Below are 19,708 nucleotides of genomic sequence, written 5' to 3'. Positions count from 1 at the left end.
GGCCCGGCAGGCCGCGTGGCGGTATGGGCGCGATTGTTTGGCGACGGCTGGGCTGCAATGAAATGAACCTGGAACCGTTATTTCAAGGCTAGCCCCCCCTACTGGTCCGCAGTCTCTCTTTCATCGGCCGACTCTGACTGTGCTTCCTTTGAGGGTCGCCTCTGACGTAAACAGAATTCAATATAATTTATCTGATCCTTCTTAAGTGCAGCTAAAGCTTTCAGCCGCTCGATTTCCATAGCATATTTAGCCTTCACCGCCTCCGGGGCCTGCGTTAATCCTGCGGTCTTTGTCTCAAGCCGATCGATCTTGCTTTCAGCAAGGACAAGCGAGCTTAAGCAGTACTCCTTTCGCTGAAGTGGGAAGAGTTGACATTCGAAACGATCAATTGCTTCATAAATGGCCAAAACTTCGCGACTTGTCTTAGAATGCACAAAATTAAAGCTGAATTCATCAAATGCATGATGCTCCTGATTTTGCGCCCCCCAATTTATCAGGTCGCGTTTAATGGCATGATAATTAGAAAAATCATAGGATATGTAATCCTCAACGAGGCTGAAGGTTTTCTCAAGACTTATTTGCAGTAAATTAGCTTTATGCCGCTGCCGGGGAGTAAAAGTCGCGGTAACCTGTATTTTATTATCTAAACAGAACTGGACAACCATTGTTTCGAACCAAATTCTGCAGTAGAGCAGAGCCTGTCTGATGTCGTAAACTTCTAACGCATTCTCTATCTTGGCCTTAAAGCCGCCTGCATAGTCAAAAGACACGATTCCATGATTAGTACACGTTAATATTCTGCTACAGCTTTGGTCTGCATGAGTACTACTTTCAGATACCATGCAAAATCGCTCCCAGAAGAGTCTGTCATGCGTCGTAACTACCATCTGAATTTTCTTCAAGTACGGATCATTAAAGAAAAGATGAATGATATTTGCCCTATGCTCAGTATCAATGGCGTTCACCACGTCATCAAATACAATGAGGGGCAAATTATTCTTCTGAGCCATCGCAAGAAGCAAAGATAGCCCAAGCACTCTCAAATGACCCTCACTTAGCGTGGCAAAAGCATCGGCAACTAGAGAGTCCTGGCCTTTGATATTGATTCTATAACCACCGTTCACACCTGAAAAACTGATACCAAGTATCTGCTCATGCTCGTCGTCGTGCGCATTAATTTCCTTGTAGTAATGCGCTGCCTTCTCTTCAATCCCTGAAATTCTGGCTTTTTCTATAGATACTTTGAAAGCGGCAAGATCTGAGTGCAGATTTGAGTATTCCACCTGCGTCTGCCTAATCAAATCGTTATAAGCGCTATCTCGACTGGTCAGCTCTTGCAGCCTTTTGATCTTAGCTAAAATATCCTGAATGCCGCGACCAGCAATCTTGTATGAGCTTTGACATTGCTTCTTATTCGAAAAAATACTTTTAATCTCGTCGAGCTTGTGCGAGATTTTTTTCACGTCGCCCAGAAGTTTCCGAACCCTCTCATCGCTGCTGCTGTACCTGTCAAATGCTTCTCGGCAGTGGCCCACGTATTCATCCACGGCACTTTCTTGCCCCGCCAAATTTGAGGCAATAGTGCTCAATAGAGATGTGGCCCCGCCAACTCGATCAGCAGAAATATGAAACACGCTGACGCTCTCAACAAACTCCGCTATGTCTCCCTTGAATTCTATTCCTGCCTTCTCATTGTCAAGAAAATCCTGGTACCAAGTAGCAATCCGTGCTGCCAATGCAATCGTCTTAAGCTCTAACGCGTGCTTGGATCGCTTTAAATCCGTTAACCTTTCAATGGAGCCAAGTTCATTTCTAGCACGCAGGAACGGATCCCTTGAGACTTTGTCCAGGGGAGTGCAACACGCGGGACAATAGTCAGGGCGCTCATCACCTTCCCCCATTGCCTTAATCGCTTCGAAAAGCGCCTGGTAGTTGATAGCTGATGAAAGTTTTGCGAACTCCCCATCGATCTTCTCAAGCCTTGATTTCAGCCTCGCCCCTATACTTATCACTCGATGGATAGCAGATTTACTGAAGACGAGCGGCTTGGCTGCCACCTTGAGTCGCTCAGCAACTCGAATCTTCATGTCGTGCAACTCTAAGAGCCTTAAATATCGAAGCCGGATTGCAGCAACCTCACCTTTAGGAATACCTAAAAGTCTCAGGACATTCTGAGTATCCAACGCCATGGATTGGATCGCAGAAGATCTCAGCCCCTTAAGCCGATCATGTTCCTCACGTGCCCGAGCTAGCTGCTCATAGTTGCCTGACTTTAGAAATCCCAGGAGATCGAAACTAGCTGGTCGGACGAACTTTGAAATGACGTCTTGTAGCTCCTCAAGACCGAAGAGCGTTGCCACTACATCGCTTTCGTTGCTTCCTGTGTCTTTAGAGCCCAGGAGCGAGAACTCCTGCAAACGATTACGATCTACAAAGCAAGCAGACCAAGATTGGCTTTTTACTATATCGACCCCATGCTTATCGCGCACAAAAACAGACTGCTTCTTACTGCCCCTTGCAATATAGTCTTTCAACTTCGTTTTGCGTCGATCTGCCTCTTTGATAGCCCCAGTCGTCCCGAACTCTATCGCTTCGCAAAGAGAAGTTTTGCCACCTCCATTAGGAGCATAAAAGATATTCTTTACTTTACCAAATCTTATAAACGTCCCCCTATCGTCGGCACTCAACTCCCCAAATCCTCGAAAATTTTTTACATTCATTTCCGCCAAGGCACTTAGGCCAGATGGGGCAACCCAGTCCAGTTCAGCCCTGCCATCGAGAACTTTCTTGAACCTAGCAGCGTTACGGGCTATACGCTCGCTAAATAACCCCTTACTGCTTCCATCAAATATTTTATCGCTGTTTCTCGAAAGGTAGCTTTTGATTTGATCGGAATATCTACCTGTTTTGCTGTACCCTTTATACAGGCACCACAACAAAATTAGGTAAGCCTCTGACTTACCTTCTAAATTGTGTTTTGCAAAGTTCAATAAGTATTGACTCACTCCCGCCCCGCCCCCTTCGACTAAGGACCGATAGTAAGCGGGGAATAAAAAGAATCCAATCACCAAATACTGTAGTGCCCGCTTAGCTCTCGACGGTGCGATAGGACTCTTGCGCCCTCGGCAATCATCCCGGAAAGAGTCTATGCAACTTGCTGCGAGCGAAATAACGGTCCGAAATAACGGTTCCAGGTTCACTTCCACTACAGCCCGGCCGTCACCGAACCATCGCGCCCACACCGCCACGTGGCAGGCATGGGCGCGACACGCTGGAGCTAGAACTTGTAGGTCAGCCCCAGGTACGCCAGCCGGCCTGCGTAGCCGCCGGTGTAGAAGCGGGCGCGGGTGTCTTCGCCCAGGTGCGAGCGGGACTCCTGCTTGGTCAGGTTCAGCACCGAGGCGGTGAGGCTGAGCGCCGGGGTGATGTTGTAGGCCGCGTTGATATCGATCTGGTAGTACGGCTCCTCAAAGACGTTCAACCCGTTGACCAGGCCTTGCACAAGCTCGCCGCGACGGTTGTACGAGGCGCGCAGCAGCAGGCTGTCGGTCTCGTAGAACACGGTGAGGTTGGTCTGGTTCTTGGCGCTGCCCGGCATGGAGGTCTTGCCGACCTCGGTGCCGTCCTCCAGCCGCACCGCGGCCTTGCTGGCATCGTTGTAGGTGTAGTTGAACTGCACACCAAGACCGAATGGCAGCGTGTGCTGCGCGTAGAGCTCCACACCCTGCGAGACCGCGTCCTGGCCGCCGGCCTGGGTGCTGTAGTTCTGCACGGTGACCGGTTGCCCGTCGACCATCATGTTCACGTCGCTGATGACGTCGACCGCAAAGTTCTCCACGTTCTTGCGGAACAGTCCCACACCTGCCACCGAGCCCGGCTGGAAATACCATTCCAGCCCCAGGTCGAACTGGTTGGCCTTGTACGGCTCCAGGTTCTTGTTGCTGCCCGAGCCGTACCAGCCCTGCTCGCTGGCACCGCCGGTCAGGCGCCGGTCGGCCACGTACTCGGGACTGTAAAACTCCAGGCTGCCGGGCGCGGCGATGTCGTTGTAGCTGGGACGTGCGATCACCTTGGCGGCTGCCGCGCGCAGCAGTAGGTTCTCGGTCAGGTCGTAGGCCAGGTTGAAACTCGGCAGCACGTCGGTGTAGTTGCGGTCCAGCCCGCTGACCACGAACGACTCGGTGCGTTGCACGCTGTCGGACAAACGCCAGTAGCCTTCGGTCCCGCAATAGGTGTCGGCCGGGGCGCCGCCGGGCATGGCGGCGCCCTGCTGGCAGGCCAGCGGATTGCCGTCGGCGCCATCGAAGAAGTAGTCGTTGTAGGCGGTCACCTTGTCGGTGGAATCGGCACGCTGGCCGGTGCGCGCCACCCGCACGCCGACGTTGCCACGCAGCCGCTCGGTGTGGAAGTTGAGTTGCAGGTAGGTGGAATAGATTTCCTCGTCGACGTTGTAGACGAAGTTGTCTTCGCTGCGGGTCTGCATCGCGCCGTAGGTCTGGTTCAAGTAGCCGATGTAACCCGGGAAGTTGATCGCCGGGAACGCGCTGGCGTTGACGCCACCGGCCAGGTTGTCCTGCGCGAACAACAGGCCCGGCGAGAACTGGGTGGCGATGGCATTGCAGCGCCCGTTCCAGTAGCGGTTGTCGTAGTCGCCCGGGTCGGTGCCCGGGCACACCCAGTAGTTGTTGCCGGTACTGCGGTGGATGCCGCCGTCGCGACGCTTGAGGCCGAACTGCAGCGAGTCGACGACCTCGCCATCGAAATGCCAGGTGGTATCGATCTGCGCGTACTGCTGCTGATTGGTGTTACGGGTCCAGGACGAGCCGGTCGAGCCCAGGTCGACCTGCAGGATGCCGTCGCGCAGGTTCTGCATCAGCTGCGGCGAGAATGTCATGGACGGCGTGCCGGTCAGGTCCCAGGCGCTGGCGAAGTTGCCATTGCTCCAGCTGCCATCGGCGTTCTGCAGGCGCGGCTTGATCGGCAGGGAGAACTGCAGCTCCGGCCCGCCCTTGGCCCAGGTGCGGCCGACCTTGAACGCCACGTCCACCTGCTCGCCACGCCATTCGCCGCCCAGGTCCACCGTCTGCGACTGCGATTTCTCGATGTTGTAGCTGCCGGTGATCTGCGGCGTCGGCACGGTGCAATCATCCGAGCCCCAGCCGCCCGGCGGCAGGCCGGCCGCGGCGGCCTGCGCCTCGCTGCAATAGTAGGTCTTGCCCGGACGCAGGCTGTAGGCGGCGCCAGTGACAATCGTGCCGCTGGGATCGAACTGCAGGCCGTCGAGCAGACGGCCGCCGCGCCAGTTGCCGTCGCCGTTATAGCGGGCAATGTTCCACTCGGGAATCTTGATGGTATTGGTCTGCGAGTCTTGCGACAGGTCGAAGCGGAAGTAGTTCGCGGTCAGGGTCAGGTCGTCGGTCGGCTTGAACTGCAAGGTCAGTTGCCCACCCTTGCGCTCGCGCTCCTCGCGTTTGGCCTCCAGACTGACCGCCGTCGGCATCATGAAACCGGTGGAGTAATTGCCGTCCTGGTTCCAGAAACCGGTACCGCCCCACCAGTTGGCGTTGAAGTCCGACGGATTGCCGTTGACGTCGACCGCCGGGCCGACTTCGTCGCGGCCGTACCACTGCCAGCTCTCGGTACTGGCATTGAGCGTGCGCGCGGTGCGCTTCTGCTGCGTGTAGCCAACGAAGACACCGAAGCGGTTGTCCTTGTCGTGCCACGAGTACGAACCGGAGAACTGGCCGTCGGTCTTCTTGCTGGTATCCGACCAGGTGCCCTCGGCCGAGACGAAGCCGGAATGTGGCTCCAGTTCCAGCGGGCGCCGCGTCTGCAGGATCACCGTGCCGCCGATGCCGCCTTCGTCGATGCGTGCTTCCGGGGTCTTGTACAGCTCCGCGCTGCCCAGCAGGTTCGACGGCAGCAGCGTGTAGTTGAACGAGCGCGTCGGGTCGCCGTTGGATTCGGCGGTGGCGATGTAGTTGCCGTTCAATTCGGTCAGCACCAGCTCCGATGACAGGCCGCGCACACTGACGTTCTTGCCCTCGCCGCCGTCGCGGCTGATGACCACGCCGGGCACGCGCTGCAGCGCATCGGCCACGTTCTTGTCGGGGAACTTGCCCACGTCCTCGGCGGTGATCACATCGACCACGGCGTTGGCGTTGCGCTTCTGCTCCAGGCTTTTTTCGATCGCGTAGCGGTAGCCGGTCACCGTCACCGCATCCAGGTCCGTGGCCTGCACCTCGGTCTGGCCGGTGGGCGCCGGCGTGGCGTCGGCCTGCTGGGCGGCAGCGGTGGTAGAGGCGGCGCTCGCGAACAAGACGATGGCGATACCGGCGGACAGCGTGCTGCGGTTGCGTGCGAATGGCATGCAGTTCATGTCGATCATGCTCTCCCAATAGTGATCGGCTTCGGCGGATTCCTGTCGATCCAACGATCGGACAAGAACGCCGCGCGAAGTGACACTGAAATAACCGCGCCGTTGCAGCGACCCGGCCCCCTCCTCTTGCGTCCGCTATCGTGCAGATGCAATTAGATCGTTCTAATGCAATGGGAAACTAAGTATCACAGCCCATGCAGCTACGCATTCTGCCGCGCAGCAGGCCCGCGGCGTCGTGGGGCATCCACGATGTGCGAAAGGCTTGCCACGCCTGAGCGGTGCACGGTACAGCCTGCCTGCAGCAACGCGCTCACGGACAGCAAAACGCCTCGCCCGCAACCAGACGCAAGCGGTTTATCGAAGCGACTGTACTCTTCCCTTCATTCGCAACCGAGCTCAACGCGAGACACGGCCGACATGCGTGTTGGCGCACGCCAGAACACGGCCCACCACACGCCGCTCGGCTCCCAGGGATGTGCCGTGATGGCGAGTCATAAAGCATGTTTGGGCAGCCGAAGAGACGTCTGTCGGCAGCGCTCGCACTTCTCATCGAAGCCGGCGACCGAAAGCTGCGCCTGGACGTACCCTCATCCCAACCCCTCTCCCGCAGGAGAGGGGCTCAACCCCGCGCAGGCGGTGCGTTTGCTCTGCTCTCCTAAAGCAGGGCTAACGCTGGGTATCACTGAGTTCGTTGAGACCTTTCCCGACCGGGAACCGATCCCCGGCCGTGCACACCGCCCGCGAAGCCGGCAATTGCAGACCCATACCCCGGAACGACAACTTTCTGGCGCCCCAACCCGGCGCATCTATCAAGTCCGCCGCGCTTGGGCCGATACCCCATGCATGGACAGATTGAGCATCATCGGACTGGTGCTGGCGATCGTGGCGATCGTCGGTGGCAGCGTATTGAAGGGCGCCGGCATTTCGTCGCTGTGGTCGCCTGCTGCCTTCGTGATCGTGATCGTTGGCACCGTGGCGGCAATCCTGCTGCACACCTCGCCGGCAGTTTTCCGGCGCGCGTTCAAGATTCTGCGCTGGGTGGTGCAGCCGCCGGCCAGCGACCGGCCGCAGCTTGTCGCGCGGATCGTGGAATGGAGCAACATCGCGCGTCGCCAGGGCCTGCTGGGCCTGGAAGACCAGCTGCCGCGCCAGAGCGACGCCTTCCTGCGCAAGGGGCTGCAGATGCTGGTCGATGGCGTGGAGCCCGAAGCCATGCGGCACATGCTCGAGATCGAAGTGGACAATCAGGAGCGTCAGGATCTTGCCGCGGCCAAGGTGTTCGAGGGCATGGGCATCTACGCCCCCACCCTGGGCATCATCGGCGCGGTGCTCGGGCTGATGGCGGTGATGAAGAACCTGGCCGACCCGGCCATGCTCGGCCACGGCATCGCCGCGGCCTTCACTGCCACCATCTACGGCATCGCCTCGGCCAACCTGCTGTTCCTGCCGGTGGCGGCCAAGCTCAAGAGCGTGATCCATTGCAGCACCAACGAACGCGAAATGGCGATCGAAGGGCTGATTGCGATCGCCCAGGGCGAGAACCCGCGCAACATCGAGTCGAAATTGGCAGGCTACTTGCATTAGCGCATTATGGCCCGTCGTCGCAAACACCACGAAGAACATGGCAACCACGAAGCGTGGGCGATTCCGTATGCCGATCTGATGACGCTGTTGCTGGCGTTTTTCGTGGTGATGTACGCCATCTCCTCGCTCAACGAAGGCAAATACAAGGTCATGGCGCAGGCACTGACCAGCGCCTTCGGTGGCTCGTCCAAGAATGCCAGCCCGGTCCAGCTGGGCAAGACCCAGAGCCTGGGCGCCGATTACGACCGGCCGTCGGTGATCAAGGCCGGCGCGCCGATGGCCGCCTCCAACGGTCCCACCGACCCCACCCTGCTGCCGTCCATGGCCGCGCAGATGCGCATGCCAGTGTCGTTGCGCAACCAGGCGCAGCTGGCGCGTGCGCAACGCCAGATGGATGCGGTGGCCCAGCAACTGGGCAAGACGCTGGCGCCGCTGATCGACAAGCAACTCATCACCATCCGCCGCAACGACCTGTGGATCGAGGTGGAGATCAACAGCGACATCCTGTTCGGCACCGGCTCGGCCTCGCTGGCCGGCAGCGCCCGCGGCACCCTGTCGGCGCTGGCCGCGGTGCTGCGCGATGCGCCCAATGGCGTGCGCGTGGAGGGGTATACCGACAACCAGCCGATCGCCACCGCACAGTTCCCCTCCAACTGGGAGCTGTCGGCCGCGCGCGCCGCCAGCGTGGTGCACCTGTTTGCCGACGACGGCGTCGCCCCGCAACGATTGGCGATGGTGGGCTATGGAGAATTCCGCGCACGTGCCGATAACAGCACTGAGGCGGGACGGAATGCGAACCGGCGTGTGGTGTTGATCATCCTCGCTGACTCAGCTGGCTCACTCGCACCCGATCCGCCATCGCAATTAAATGCGACCGCCGCCGGGGCGCCAAAGCTACCCAAGTCTGACGGCGGCCAAACGGCCGTCACCACCGAAAGCGGCACAAGTTCCGTCCCCGCCGTAATTCAAGGAGTGCAGTGAGATGCGTATCTGGGCAATCGCCAACCAAAAGGGCGGCGTCGGCAAGACCACCACGACGCTGGCATTGGGTCGCGGCCTGGCCGCGCTCGGCCACCGGGTATTGTTGATCGACCTCGATCCGCACTCCTCGCTCACCCGCGCGTTCGGCGTGGCGATCGACCCGCCGCCGCGCGGAGTGCTGGACCTGTTCGGCACCCCGCCCAGCGATCTGGCCAGCCTGGCGCACGAAAGCAGCATCCCCGGTCTGTCGTATGTCTGTGCCCAGGCCGCACTGGCCACCCTGGAACGCCGCAGCGCCAACCAGCCCGGCCTGGGCCTGGCATTGCAGAACGCCATGACCCGCCATGCCGGCCAGCACGATTACATCCTGCTCGACTGCCCGCCCACGCTCGGGCTGCTGATGATCAACGCATTGGCCGCCTGCGACCGCGTGGTGGTGCCGACCCAGGCCGAGCCGCTCGCGCTGCATGGCCTGGCCAGCATGGTGCGGACTGCCGACATGGTGCAGCGTTCGCGCCGCCGCGAGTTGCCGGTGTCGATCCTGCCGACCCTGTTCGACCGTCGCACCCGCGCCGGCACCGAGACACTCAAGGAGATGCAGGACACCTACGGCGCCGTCGTCTGGGAAGACGCGGTGCCGGTGGATACCCGAATCTGCAATGCCGCCGCACTGACTGTCCCCGCCACCGGCGGCGACTACCAGGGCCGCGGCCTGTCCGCCTATCGCCGCGCGCTGGAATGGGTGCTGGCCGATGACGCGATGCGTATGGAGCAAGCCGCATGAGCAACCACACCGCCAACGGTGAGCTGGACGATTATCTGGAAGGCCTGTTGCACGACGCCGGCGTCGAGATCCCCGCCCCGGTTGCTGCGGCCACTGCCGCCCCTGCTGCCAGCGAAACTCCGGCGCCTGCGGACGCAGACCTCGCGCTGGCCGAGCCGCCGGTGAAGGCTGCCGCGGCTCCCGAAGCCGCCGCTGTGTCGGAAGCGGCGACATCCAACGCGATTGCCGCGGTACTGAGCGCCGACGCGATCGCGGCCGATTTCCTCGCCGAAATGGATGCCGACCCGGCCTTCGGGCCGCCGGTGGTCGCCGCGCCCAGCGCCGCAGACATCGCTGCCGATTTCCTGGCCGAAATGGATGCCGACCCGGCCTTCGGGCCGCCGGTGGTCGCCGCACCCAGCGCCGCGGACATCGCTGCCGATTTCCTCGCCGAAATGGATGCCGACCCGGCCTTCGGGCCGCCGGTGGTCGCCGCGCCCAGCGCCGCGGACATTGCTGCCGACTTCCTCGCCGAAATGGATGCTGATCCGGCCTTTGCCACCGCTGCACCCAGCCCGTTCATGAGCACGGCCGACCTGATGGCCGAAATGGATGCCGACCCGGCCTTCGCCACGGCGGCCTCCGGCGCCGACCTGCTGGCGGCCGATCTGCTGTCGGAGATGGATGCCGACCCGGCCTTTGCCGATGCCGCACCTACCCCGCCGGCACCGGCGCGGCCTGCACCGGCACCGATGCAGGCACCGCACCGCGCACCGCCGCCGCCGATCTACCCGCAAGGCCTGCAGGCGCTGCTGGCGCCCGGCCAGGCCGAGCACATCCAGGCCGAGCGGCGCGCCAGCGAACGCAGTACGCGCTGGCTGCGCCTGCGCTGCGGCGAGCAGACCTACGCGCTGGAATTGCTCAAGGTGCAGGAAGTGGTGCTGCCGGTGCCGCTGCTGCCGTTGCGCGGCACCGCCAGCGCAATGCTCGGCATCATGAACCTGCGTGGCCAGGTGGTGCCGGTGATCGACCTGGGCATCCATTTGGGCTCGACGCCGATCGACATGGACCTGCAAACGCGTGTGGTGGTGCTGGAAGAAAACGGCGAAACCATGGGCCTGCGTGTGTCGGCCGTGGAAGATGTCACCAGCCTGACCGATCAGCAGATCGAGCCGCCGGACAACGCCCGCCTGTGCCGCATTTCCAACAACCTGTTCCGCGGTGTCGCGCGCCTGGGTCATCAGCCGATGATCCTGCTCGATGCCACGCACCTGCTGCATTGATACGCAGCTTGCACAATCTGGCGTGTTGCCGATTCACCGTTAAAGCTTTTCCGCCTTCCGCCGTTAGTACGCATAGAACCATCCGTTCGGAGCAACAATGAGCACAGTGACATTGGGTGAGGATCTCGGCATCGAGACCAGCGCCGACCTCAAGCAGAAGCTTGCCGGATTCCTTACCCAGGACGGCGACCTGGTGCTTGATGCCGGTGAAGTCCGGCGTATCCACACCGCCAGCGTGCAGTTGCTCTGCGCCTTTGTGCAGAGCCGCCGCCAGGCCGGTCTGCACACCGAGTTCGATGGCTGCAACGACACTTTTAGAGATGCGGCACGTCTGCTCGGCGTCACCGACGCACTGGGGCTTTCCGCATCCAATGACAACCTGAAATCTGTGGAGAACGCCGCATGAGCGCACGTATCTTGGTGGTGGACGATTCGGCGTCGATGCGCCAGATGGTCTCTTTCGCCCTCACCTCTGCCGGCTTTGCCGTCGAAGAAGCCGAAGACGGCGCCGTTGCGCTGGGCCGCGCGAAAGGCCAGCGCTTCAATGCGGTGGTCACCGACGTCAACATGCCCAACATGGACGGCATCTCGCTGATTCGCGAGCTGCGCCAGCTGCCGGACTACAAGTTCACCCCGATGCTGATGCTCACCACCGAGTCGGCGGCCGACAAGAAGTCCGAAGGCAAGGCGGCCGGGGCCACCGGCTGGCTGGTCAAGCCGTTCAATCCGGAACAGCTGATCGCCACCGTCCAGAAGGTTCTGGGTTAATTCCTTTTCGCTTCACTTTCGGATTTCACGCCCATGAGCATGGACCTGCAACGTTTCCACGCCACCTTTTTCGAGGAAAGCCGCGAAGGGCTCGATGCGATGGAGGCCGGGCTGCTGTCCCTTGAAGAGGGCAACCGCGACCCGGAAATCATCAACTCGGTGTTCCGTGCCGCGCACTCCATCAAGGGCGGCGCTGCCACGTTCGGGTTCGAGGCCGTGGCCGGCCTGACCCACGTGCTGGAGACGCTGCTGGACGAGTTGCGCTCCAACAAGCGCCAGCTCGAACCCAATGCGGTCGATGCCATGCTCGGCTCGGTCGACGTGCTGCGCGCCCTGCTGCGCGAAGCCGAACACGGCACGCCGGCCGACCCGGCCGCGGTCAAGGCCGTGCACACGCGCCTGAACGCGGTGCTGGCCGGCGAAGCCCCGGCAGCCGCCGCGGTTGCCAAGCCGAAGGAAGAAGAGCCCGAAGCCTGGCACATCGGCTTCACCCCGGCGCCGTCGCTGTTCATGAGCGGCAACGACCCGTTGCGCATCATCCGCGAGCTGGAGCATCTGGGCCCGCTGCAGATCGCCGCACGCCTGGAGCGCATGCCCGGCTTTGAAAACATCGACCCGCTGGAAGCCTATCTGGCATGGGATCTGGGCCTGATCGGCAAGATCCCGCGCAGCAAGATCGAAGACACCTTTGCCTGGGTCGTGGACGACTGCGAACTGGACATCCGCCCGATGGCGGTGCCCGGCCCGCCGCCAAGCCTGGCAGTGGACGCACCGGCCGCACCGGTGGCCGCCGCAGCTCCAGCGGCTCCGGCCGCTGCCGCCGAGCCGGTGGCCGCTGCTGCCGCAACGCCGGCCAAGGCCGCGGCTGCCGAAGCGGAAAGCTCGATCCGCGTCAGCGTCGACAAGGTCGACGCGCTGATCAACCTGGTCGGCGAACTCGTCATCACCCAGGCCATGCTCAAGCAGGTCTCCACCGGCCTGGACCCGGCGCATGCCGAGCGTCTGTTTGCCGGCCTGGACCTGCTCGAACGCAATACTCGTGACCTGCAGGAAGCGGTCATCGGCGTGCGCATGCTGCCCGTCGATGCGGTGTTCCGTCGCTTCCCGCGGCTGGTGCGCGACCTGTCCAGCCGTCTCGGCAAGCAGGTGCGCCTGCGCACGATCGGCGAAGGCACGGAACTGGACAAGGGCCTGATCGAAAAGATCGCCGACCCGCTCGTCCACCTGGTGCGCAACTCGATCGACCACGGTCTGGAAATGCCCGATGCGCGTCGCGCCTCCGGCAAGGACGAGACCGGCACCATCACGCTGGCGGCCTCGCATCAGGGCGGCCACATCGTGATCGAGGTCAGCGACGACGGCCGTGGCCTCAACCGCGCCAAGATCCTGGAAAAAGCCGCCGAACGCGGCATTGCCGTGCCGGACAACCCGACCGATTCGCAGGTGTGGGACCTGATCTTCGCACCCGGCTTCTCCACCGCCGATGCGGTCACCGACCTGTCCGGGCGTGGCGTGGGCATGGACGTGGTCCGCCGCAACATCCAGGGCCTGGGCGGCGAAGTGCAGCTGGAAAGCAATGCCGGCAGCGGCACCCGCGTGCTGATCCGTCTGCCGCTGACCCTGGCCATCCTGGACGGCATGACCGTGTCGGTGGCTGGCGAAACCCTGATCCTGCCGCTGGCCTATGTGCTCGAAGCCCTGCAGCCGGCCGCCGAAGACATCCGCTCAATGGCCGGCGACGGCCGGGTGCTGCGGGTGCGCGGCGAATACCTGCCGATCCTGTCGCTCACCGATTACTACGGCTTCGGCGGGCAGCAGTCCTCGCAGGAACCGCTGGTGGTGGTGGTCGAAGGCGATGGCCAGAAGATCGCGCTGGAAGTGGACGAACTGCTCGGCCAGCAACAGGTGGTGGTCAAGAACATCGAGAACAACTACCGCCGCATCCCGGGCGTGTCCGGCGCCACCATCCTGGGCGATGGCCGGGTCTCGCTGATCGTAGACATTGGTGGGCTGGTGCGCTCGCTGAAGGTACCGCAGGCCGCATAACGCACCACCTTGCGGCAGGGACGCCGCAATGCAAGGCTCCACGAGACGACCGCCAAGCGGCCGGACCCGGAGCGATCGCCGGCAGTATGGGGACTGCCGGCATCAGTGACACCCGTCCGGCCCGACACGACCGACGGAGATTCTGGCCCTTTGTCCGGATCTTTCGACTCCGCCATCGTCTTTGGCCCGCCTAGTGACGGCGCCCACGAGGCCAGTCGTTCTCTGCAACACGAGAAGACCACTATGAACTGGTTCCGCAATCTTGCCGTTGCCCGCAAGCTGGCCGTGGCGTTTTCCTTTACCGCATTGATCACCCTGAGCCTGGGCGTGTTTGCGCTTGCGCGCATGCAGTCGAGCGCGCACCTGTTGCGCGAGATCGGCAACGTGTGGGCGCCGGCAGTGCAGCAGCTGAGCGAAATGCGCGCGCTGCTTGGCGAATTCCGCACCTACGAGCTGGCCCAGCTGGCGCACGCCGACGACCCGAAGGCGGTGCAGAATTATTTCGAACGCATGGACAAGGCGCGTGCCGATGTGGACGCCGCGCAGAGCGCCTATGCCAAGACCACCACGCCGGGCAAGGAGACCGAGTTGTACGAGGCGGTCAAGCTGACCCTGGCCGACTATTACAAGGCCAACGCCGCGCTCAGCGCCGCAGTGCGCGCCGGCGATCTGGTGACCGCCAATACCGTGTCCGACGAGCAATCGCGTCCGGCGCGGCGCGAGCTGTTTGCCAAGCTGGTGGAGCTCACCAAGTTCAATACCGCACACATGACCAACGAGATCGATCAGGCCGAAGCAGCCTATCGACGCTCGGTACAGGTGATGGTTGCAGCGATGATCCTGGCGGTGCTGCTGGCCGCGTTCGCGGGCTGGTTCATCGCCCGCAGCATCGCCGGCCCGCTCGGCCGTGCGACCCGCGTGGCCGGTGCCATCGCCCAGGGCAAGCTGGATAACGTCATCCAGGTCGATAGCCGCGACGAAGCCGGGCAATTGCTGCACAGCATGCAGGGCATGCAGCAGCAGTTGCAGGCCGTGCTGGCCGCCCAGTCGGACATGGCGCAACGCCATGACGCCGGGCAGATCAGCTACCGCATGGATCCGCAGGCATTTCCCGGCGATTTCGGCACGATGGTGCACGACACCAACAACCTGGTCGGCGCGCACGTGACCCTGCAGACCAGTCTGGCGCAGATCATGTCGCGCTACGCCATCGGTGACCTGAGCCAGGACATGCAGCGCCTGCCCGGTGAAAAGGCCGTGCTCAGCGACACCATGGATACCGTCAAGGCCAATCTTTCGGCGATGAACCGCGAGATCAAGACGCTGGCGCAGGCCGCCGCCAACGGCGATTTCAGCGTGCGCGGCGATGCGCAGCGCTTCCAGTACGACTTCCACGCCATGGTGGACAGCCTCAACCAGCTGATGGCCACCGCCGACGCCAACCTGGCCTCGCTGTCCAAGGTGCTGCAGGCCATTGCCGCCGGCGATCTGAGCGAACGCATGCACGGCCAGTTCCATGGCGTGTTCGCGCAGATGCGCGATGACGCCAATGCCACCACCGAGCAGCTGTCGGGCATCGTCGGGCGCATCCAGCACGCCACCACCTCGATCAATACCGCCGCCAGCGAAATCGCCGCCGGCAACCAGGATCTGTCGCAGCGCACCGAGCAGCAGGCGGCCAGCCTGGAAGAAACCGCCGCCTCGATGGAAGAGCTCACCTCCACTGTCAAACAGAATGCCGAGCATGCACGCCAGGCGAACCAGTTGGCGATCGGCGCGGCGTCGGTCGCCTCGCAGGGCGGCAGCGTGGTGGCGCAGGTGGTGACCACCATGTCCGGGATCGAAGTCTCTTCGAAGAAGATCGCCGAGATCATCAGCGTGATCGACGGCATCGCGTTCCAGACCAACATCCTGGCGTTGAACGCGGCGGTGGAAGCCGCGCGTGCCGGCGAACAGGGGCGTGGGTTTGCGGTGGTGGCTTCGGAGGTGCGCACGCTGGCGCAGCGCAGCGCCGGTGCCGCGAAGGAGATCAAGCACCTGATCGACGACTCGGTGAGCAAGGTGTCCGAAGGCTCGGCGCTGGTGGACCAGGCCGGCAAGACCATGGCCGACATCGTGGCCAGCGTGCAACGCGTCACCGACATCATGGGCGAGATCTCCGCCGCCTCGCAGGAGCAATCGTCCGGGATCGAGCAGGTCAACCTCACCGTGACCCAGATGGATGAAGCCACCCAGCAGAATGCCGCTCTGGTGGAAGAAGCCACGGCGGCCGCGCGGGCGATGGAGGAACAGGCCGGCCAGCTGGCCGATGCCGTGTCGATCTTCAAGATCCATCCCGGCGCAACGCAGCCGGCGGCGACGCACCGCCCTGCCCCGCAACACCTGGCAGGCGTCGCTTCGACGGTCGCTCCCCGGCAGCCCGGATCTGCGACAGCCAGGCCTGCAGCCAGATCCGCCGCGGCGCAGCGGCCGGCCTTGGCAGTCGCTGCCGATAACGATGCGAGCTGGCGCGAGTTTTAAGTTCAGGGCTGCTGAACCGATCTCCCCCCGAGAGAGGGGTTGGGGTGCGGGTACGGCCCGACGCAACAGCGCCAGACAGCGCACAACCCGGCGCTTCAAGATCCGTCGAAACGCCCCGGCCACCCCGGGGCGTTCTGCTATCCGGACACAGGACCCCATCGCCGCGCACTTCACCAGGGCACCAATTCACCACGCTGCAGTGCCGTTGGTCGAAAGGTGATCAAGCACACGCGTCTGCGGCCGATACACATGGCACTGAGGGCCGCATCGCCCGCGCATCGTTGAAGGACGTCCCGCATGCACACCGCCAATCCCATCCGCTCTGCCCGCAACGTGCTGGGCGCCGTGTTTGCCGTTGCCGTGCTGGCCGCGGGCGTGTCGTTGCCACCCTCCTTCGCCGCGCCGGCCGCCCCGGTGTCCGTCTTGCTCGACAACGTGCCGGTCAGCGCACTGCAGTCGCTTGCCGTGGACCTGGTGCAGCTGCGCAACGATCAGCGTGCCCAGCTGGCCGCAGCGCAGGACCCGGCGCGCGTGCAGGCCTACGACGAGCGTCTGGGCAATCTGCGCCAACGCATCGCACGTCATGCGGGCTATTTCCAGGCCAGCGCGCCGCAGGGCGAACAGGCGCGCCAGTTTGCAGTGGTGCAGCAGCAGCTGGGCCAGTATCTGGCGCAGCACCGCCAGGCCAATCGCGCCCTGCATGACGGCGATCTGCACGACGCCCAGGCGCTGGCGCTGGGCCATGCCGGCGACACCCGCCAGCTGCTGTGGACCGAACTGCAGAACCTGCAGGCCTCGATCAGCCCCGTCGGCGCGTCGCCGCGGCACTGAGCTCGCCCGGTGTGCGGCCAGGCGGCCGCTCACCCTGCACCGCTGTCTGCCAGCCCCCACGCTGCGCATGCCATGCGCTCTGTCCTGCAGAGCGACGTGTGCGATGTGCGGTGCGATGTGCGGTGTGCCGCGCGTGAGCGCGTGCATCGGCGCGGGGCATCACGTCGGTTGAACGCTCAAGCGCCCGGATGGCGCTGAAATCGGCTGTGCACCTCGTTAGCACAAACAGCGTCAAGCGGTGCTCAACATTTTTCCCAATGGGTCGCTATTCGACTTATCCCGGTCACAATCCTCTCGCTGGATACCTGTCATGACGTTCAAGAGCTCGCTCGCAAAGACGTTGGCCAACGTGCCGCTCAAGCGCAAATTCCTCGCCCAGACGGCGCTGGTTGCGGTGGGCATCATCATCCTGGCCGTGATCGCGGCACGCATGCAGTACGTGGATCTCACCGACACCCGTCGCGATGGCCTCAAGAGCCAGATCGAGATGGCGATCGCGGTGGTCAATGGCTACGCCGAGCGCGCGCAAAAGGGCGAGATGGACGTGGACGCCGCCAAGAAGGCCGCGTTGCACACCTTGTCGACCATGCGCGCACGCGGTGGTGTGGATTACATCTATGTCACCGACCAGGCGCCGGTGATGCTGATGCACCCTACCCGGCCGGATCTTAATGGCAAGCCGCTCAACGACGTGCTCAGCCCCGACGGCAAGCGCATCTTTCCCGCGTTCGTGACCGCCGCGCAGGCCGGCGGCGGCTATGTCGATTACACCTGGGCCAAGCCCGGGCAGAAGGACCCGGTGCAGAAGACCTCCTACGCGGCGCTGTACAAGCCGTGGGGCTGGGTAATCGGCACCGGTGTCTACCTCGACGACACCCAGTCGCAGGCGCTGGCCTTCACCGGCATCGTGACGCTGGCCGGTGCCGTACTGGTGCTGCTCAACCTGCTGGTGGGCTGGATGATCGGCAACTCGATCCTGGAGCCGGTCTCGCGCGCCCTGGCAGCGATCAAGGGCGTGGCGCGCGGTGATCTAAGCGTGCGCACAGCCGACCACGGCAACGACGAAATCGGCCAGATGCTCAAGGCCACCGACGACATGGTGCACACCCTGGAGCGCTTCTCCGCGCAGACCAAGGTGATGATGCACATGCACGCCGGCGACGACGTTACCCACCGCATGCCGACCGACTTCCCGGGCGTCTACGGCGAACTGGCGGGCGGCATCAACACCATGATCTTCGAGCACCTGGATGCCATCGTCGATGCCATCGGCATCCTCAACGAATACGCGCAGGGCGACCTCTCGCGCGACGCCGCGCGCCTGCCGGGTACGCGTGCGGTGCTGCACGAAGCCATGGATGCGGCCAAGGCCAGCCTGCTGGCGATCAATAACGAGATCAAGCGCCTGGCGCAGGCCGCCGCCAACGGCGATTTCAGCCAACGTGGCGATGCCGCTCGCTTCAAGCATGATTCGGCGCGCATGATCAACGACCTCAACGCCATGATGGAGGTCAGCGACCGCAATCTAGGCAAGCTGTCCGAGCTGCTGACCGCGCTGGCCGAGGGCGACCTGACCGCACGCATGGACGGCGAGTTCCACGGCGTGTTTGCGCGCATGCGTGACGATGCCAACACCACCGCCACCCAGCTGGCCGGCATCGTCGGGCGCATCCAGCAGGCGGCCGCCTCCATCACCGGCTCGGCCAGCGAGATCGCTGCCGGCAACAACGACCTGTCCCAGCGCACCGAGCAGCAGGCCGCCAACCTCGAAGAAACCGCCGCCTCGATGGAAGAACTCACCTCCACCGTCAAGCAGAATGCCGAAAGCGCGCGCCAGGCCAACCAGCTGGCGATCGGTGCCGCCGGCGTGGCCTCGCAGGGCGGCCAGGTGGTGAGCCAGGTGGTGGAGACCATGTCCGGCATCGAACATTCTTCGAAGAAGATCGCCGAGATCATCAGCGTCATCGACGGCATTGCGTTCCAGACCAATATCCTGGCGCTCAACGCCGCGGTGGAAGCGGCACGCGCCGGCGAACAGGGGCGTGGGTTTGCGGTGGTGGCCTCGGAAGTGCGCACCCTGGCGCAACGCTCTGCCGGTGCGGCCAAGGAGATCAAGCACCTGATCGACGATTCGGTCGGCAAGGTCGCGCAGGGCTCGGCGCTGGTGGACCAGGCCGGCAAGACCATGGCCGAGATCGTGTCCTCGGTGCAACGCGTCACCGACATCATGAGCGAGATTTCGGCCGCTTCGCAGGAACAGTCCGCCGGCATCGAGCAGGTCAATCTCACCGTCACCCAGATGGATGAGAGCACCCAGCAGAACGCCGCCCTGGTGGAAGAAGCCACCGCCGCGGCCAATGCGATGCAGCAGCAGGCGCAGCAACTGGACGATGCGGTGTCGATCTTCCGGGTGGTGGCGACAACGGCCAGCTCCCACGGCAACGTGGGTGCGCGCGCACCCAAGCGCGTGGCGCTGGCCACCTACTAGCCGCGGCCGACGAATGTCGTGCGCGTGAGCTCCAGTGGGTGCGCACTGCGCGCCCGGATGGCAGC

12 protein-coding genes are annotated in these 19,708 nt (G+C 62.9%); 10 read left to right on the top strand and 2 right to left on the bottom strand.

What is annotated here, in order from left to right:
• Positions 1-98: 98 nt before the first annotated feature.
• Positions 99-3,068 carry an ATP-binding protein gene (locus OZ10_RS12695; protein ID WP_139051324.1) on the bottom strand — a complete coding sequence of 990 codons (2,970 nt, stop codon included), beginning with the start codon at positions 3,066-3,068 and terminating at the stop codon, positions 99-101.
• Between the two features lie 209 nt (positions 3,069-3,277).
• Positions 3,278-6,433: a TonB-dependent receptor gene (locus OZ10_RS12690; protein WP_202903010.1), complete on the bottom strand. Its 3,156-nt coding sequence runs from the start codon at positions 6,431-6,433 to the stop codon at positions 3,278-3,280.
• Positions 6,434-7,222: 789 nt separating this feature from the next.
• Between OZ10_RS12690 and OZ10_RS12685 the strand changes: the two genes are divergently transcribed.
• The 10 genes from OZ10_RS12685 to OZ10_RS12640 all read left to right on the top strand — a co-directional run bounded on the left by OZ10_RS12685 (position 7,223) and on the right by OZ10_RS12640 (position 19,643).
• On the top strand, positions 7,223-7,963 hold the full coding sequence (locus OZ10_RS12685) for a flagellar motor protein (RefSeq protein ID WP_039565224.1): 741 nt from the start codon (positions 7,223-7,225) through the stop codon (positions 7,961-7,963).
• A 6-nt stretch (positions 7,964-7,969) separates the two neighbouring features.
• Positions 7,970-8,944 carry a flagellar motor protein MotD gene (gene motD, locus OZ10_RS12680; RefSeq protein ID WP_039565222.1) on the top strand — a complete coding sequence of 325 codons (975 nt, stop codon included), beginning with the start codon at positions 7,970-7,972 and terminating at the stop codon, positions 8,942-8,944.
• A gap of 1 nt (position 8,945) precedes the next feature.
• Entirely contained in the window at positions 8,946-9,728 is a 783-nt protein-coding gene (locus tag OZ10_RS12675; RefSeq protein ID WP_039413665.1) for a ParA family protein, read from the top strand.
• Positions 9,725-10,990, top strand: coding sequence for a chemotaxis protein CheW (locus OZ10_RS12670; protein WP_039565220.1), 1,266 nt, complete (start codon positions 9,725-9,727; stop codon positions 10,988-10,990). Before OZ10_RS12675 ends, OZ10_RS12670 begins: the two co-directional genes overlap by 4 nt.
• 97 nt (positions 10,991-11,087) lie before the next feature.
• The gene (locus tag OZ10_RS12665; RefSeq protein WP_039413671.1) at positions 11,088-11,396 is read left to right on the top strand and encodes an STAS domain-containing protein; all 309 of its coding nucleotides are present in this window, start codon (positions 11,088-11,090) and stop codon (positions 11,394-11,396) included.
• Positions 11,393-11,758 carry a response regulator gene (locus tag OZ10_RS12660; RefSeq protein WP_002806565.1) on the top strand — a complete coding sequence of 122 codons (366 nt, stop codon included), beginning with the start codon at positions 11,393-11,395 and terminating at the stop codon, positions 11,756-11,758. Before OZ10_RS12665 ends, OZ10_RS12660 begins: the two co-directional genes overlap by 4 nt.
• 33 nt (positions 11,759-11,791) lie before the next feature.
• Positions 11,792-13,804 carry a chemotaxis protein CheA gene (locus tag OZ10_RS12655; RefSeq protein WP_039565218.1) on the top strand — a complete coding sequence of 671 codons (2,013 nt, stop codon included), beginning with the start codon at positions 11,792-11,794 and terminating at the stop codon, positions 13,802-13,804.
• 243 nt (positions 13,805-14,047) lie between these two features.
• Positions 14,048-16,324 carry a methyl-accepting chemotaxis protein gene (locus tag OZ10_RS12650; RefSeq protein WP_039565215.1) on the top strand — a complete coding sequence of 759 codons (2,277 nt, stop codon included), beginning with the start codon at positions 14,048-14,050 and terminating at the stop codon, positions 16,322-16,324.
• A 297-nt stretch (positions 16,325-16,621) separates the two neighbouring features.
• A complete protein-coding gene (locus OZ10_RS12645; RefSeq protein ID WP_039413694.1) occupies positions 16,622-17,155 on the top strand; it encodes a hypothetical protein in 534 nt (177 codons plus the stop codon).
• Between the two features lie 310 nt (positions 17,156-17,465).
• Positions 17,466-19,643 (top strand): methyl-accepting chemotaxis protein, encoded by a 2,178-nt coding sequence (locus OZ10_RS12640; protein ID WP_039565212.1) that lies wholly within the window; start codon positions 17,466-17,468, stop codon positions 19,641-19,643.
• The last annotated feature ends 65 nt before the right edge of the window (positions 19,644-19,708 follow it).

The sequence above is a fragment of the Xanthomonas cannabis pv. cannabis genome, from assembly GCF_000802365.1.
In the GTDB taxonomy this organism is placed as follows: Bacteria; Pseudomonadota; Gammaproteobacteria; order Xanthomonadales; family Xanthomonadaceae; genus Xanthomonas; species Xanthomonas cannabis.
Note: the sequence above shows the minus strand (reverse complement) of the source record. Positions and strands in the feature narration are given on the sequence as shown.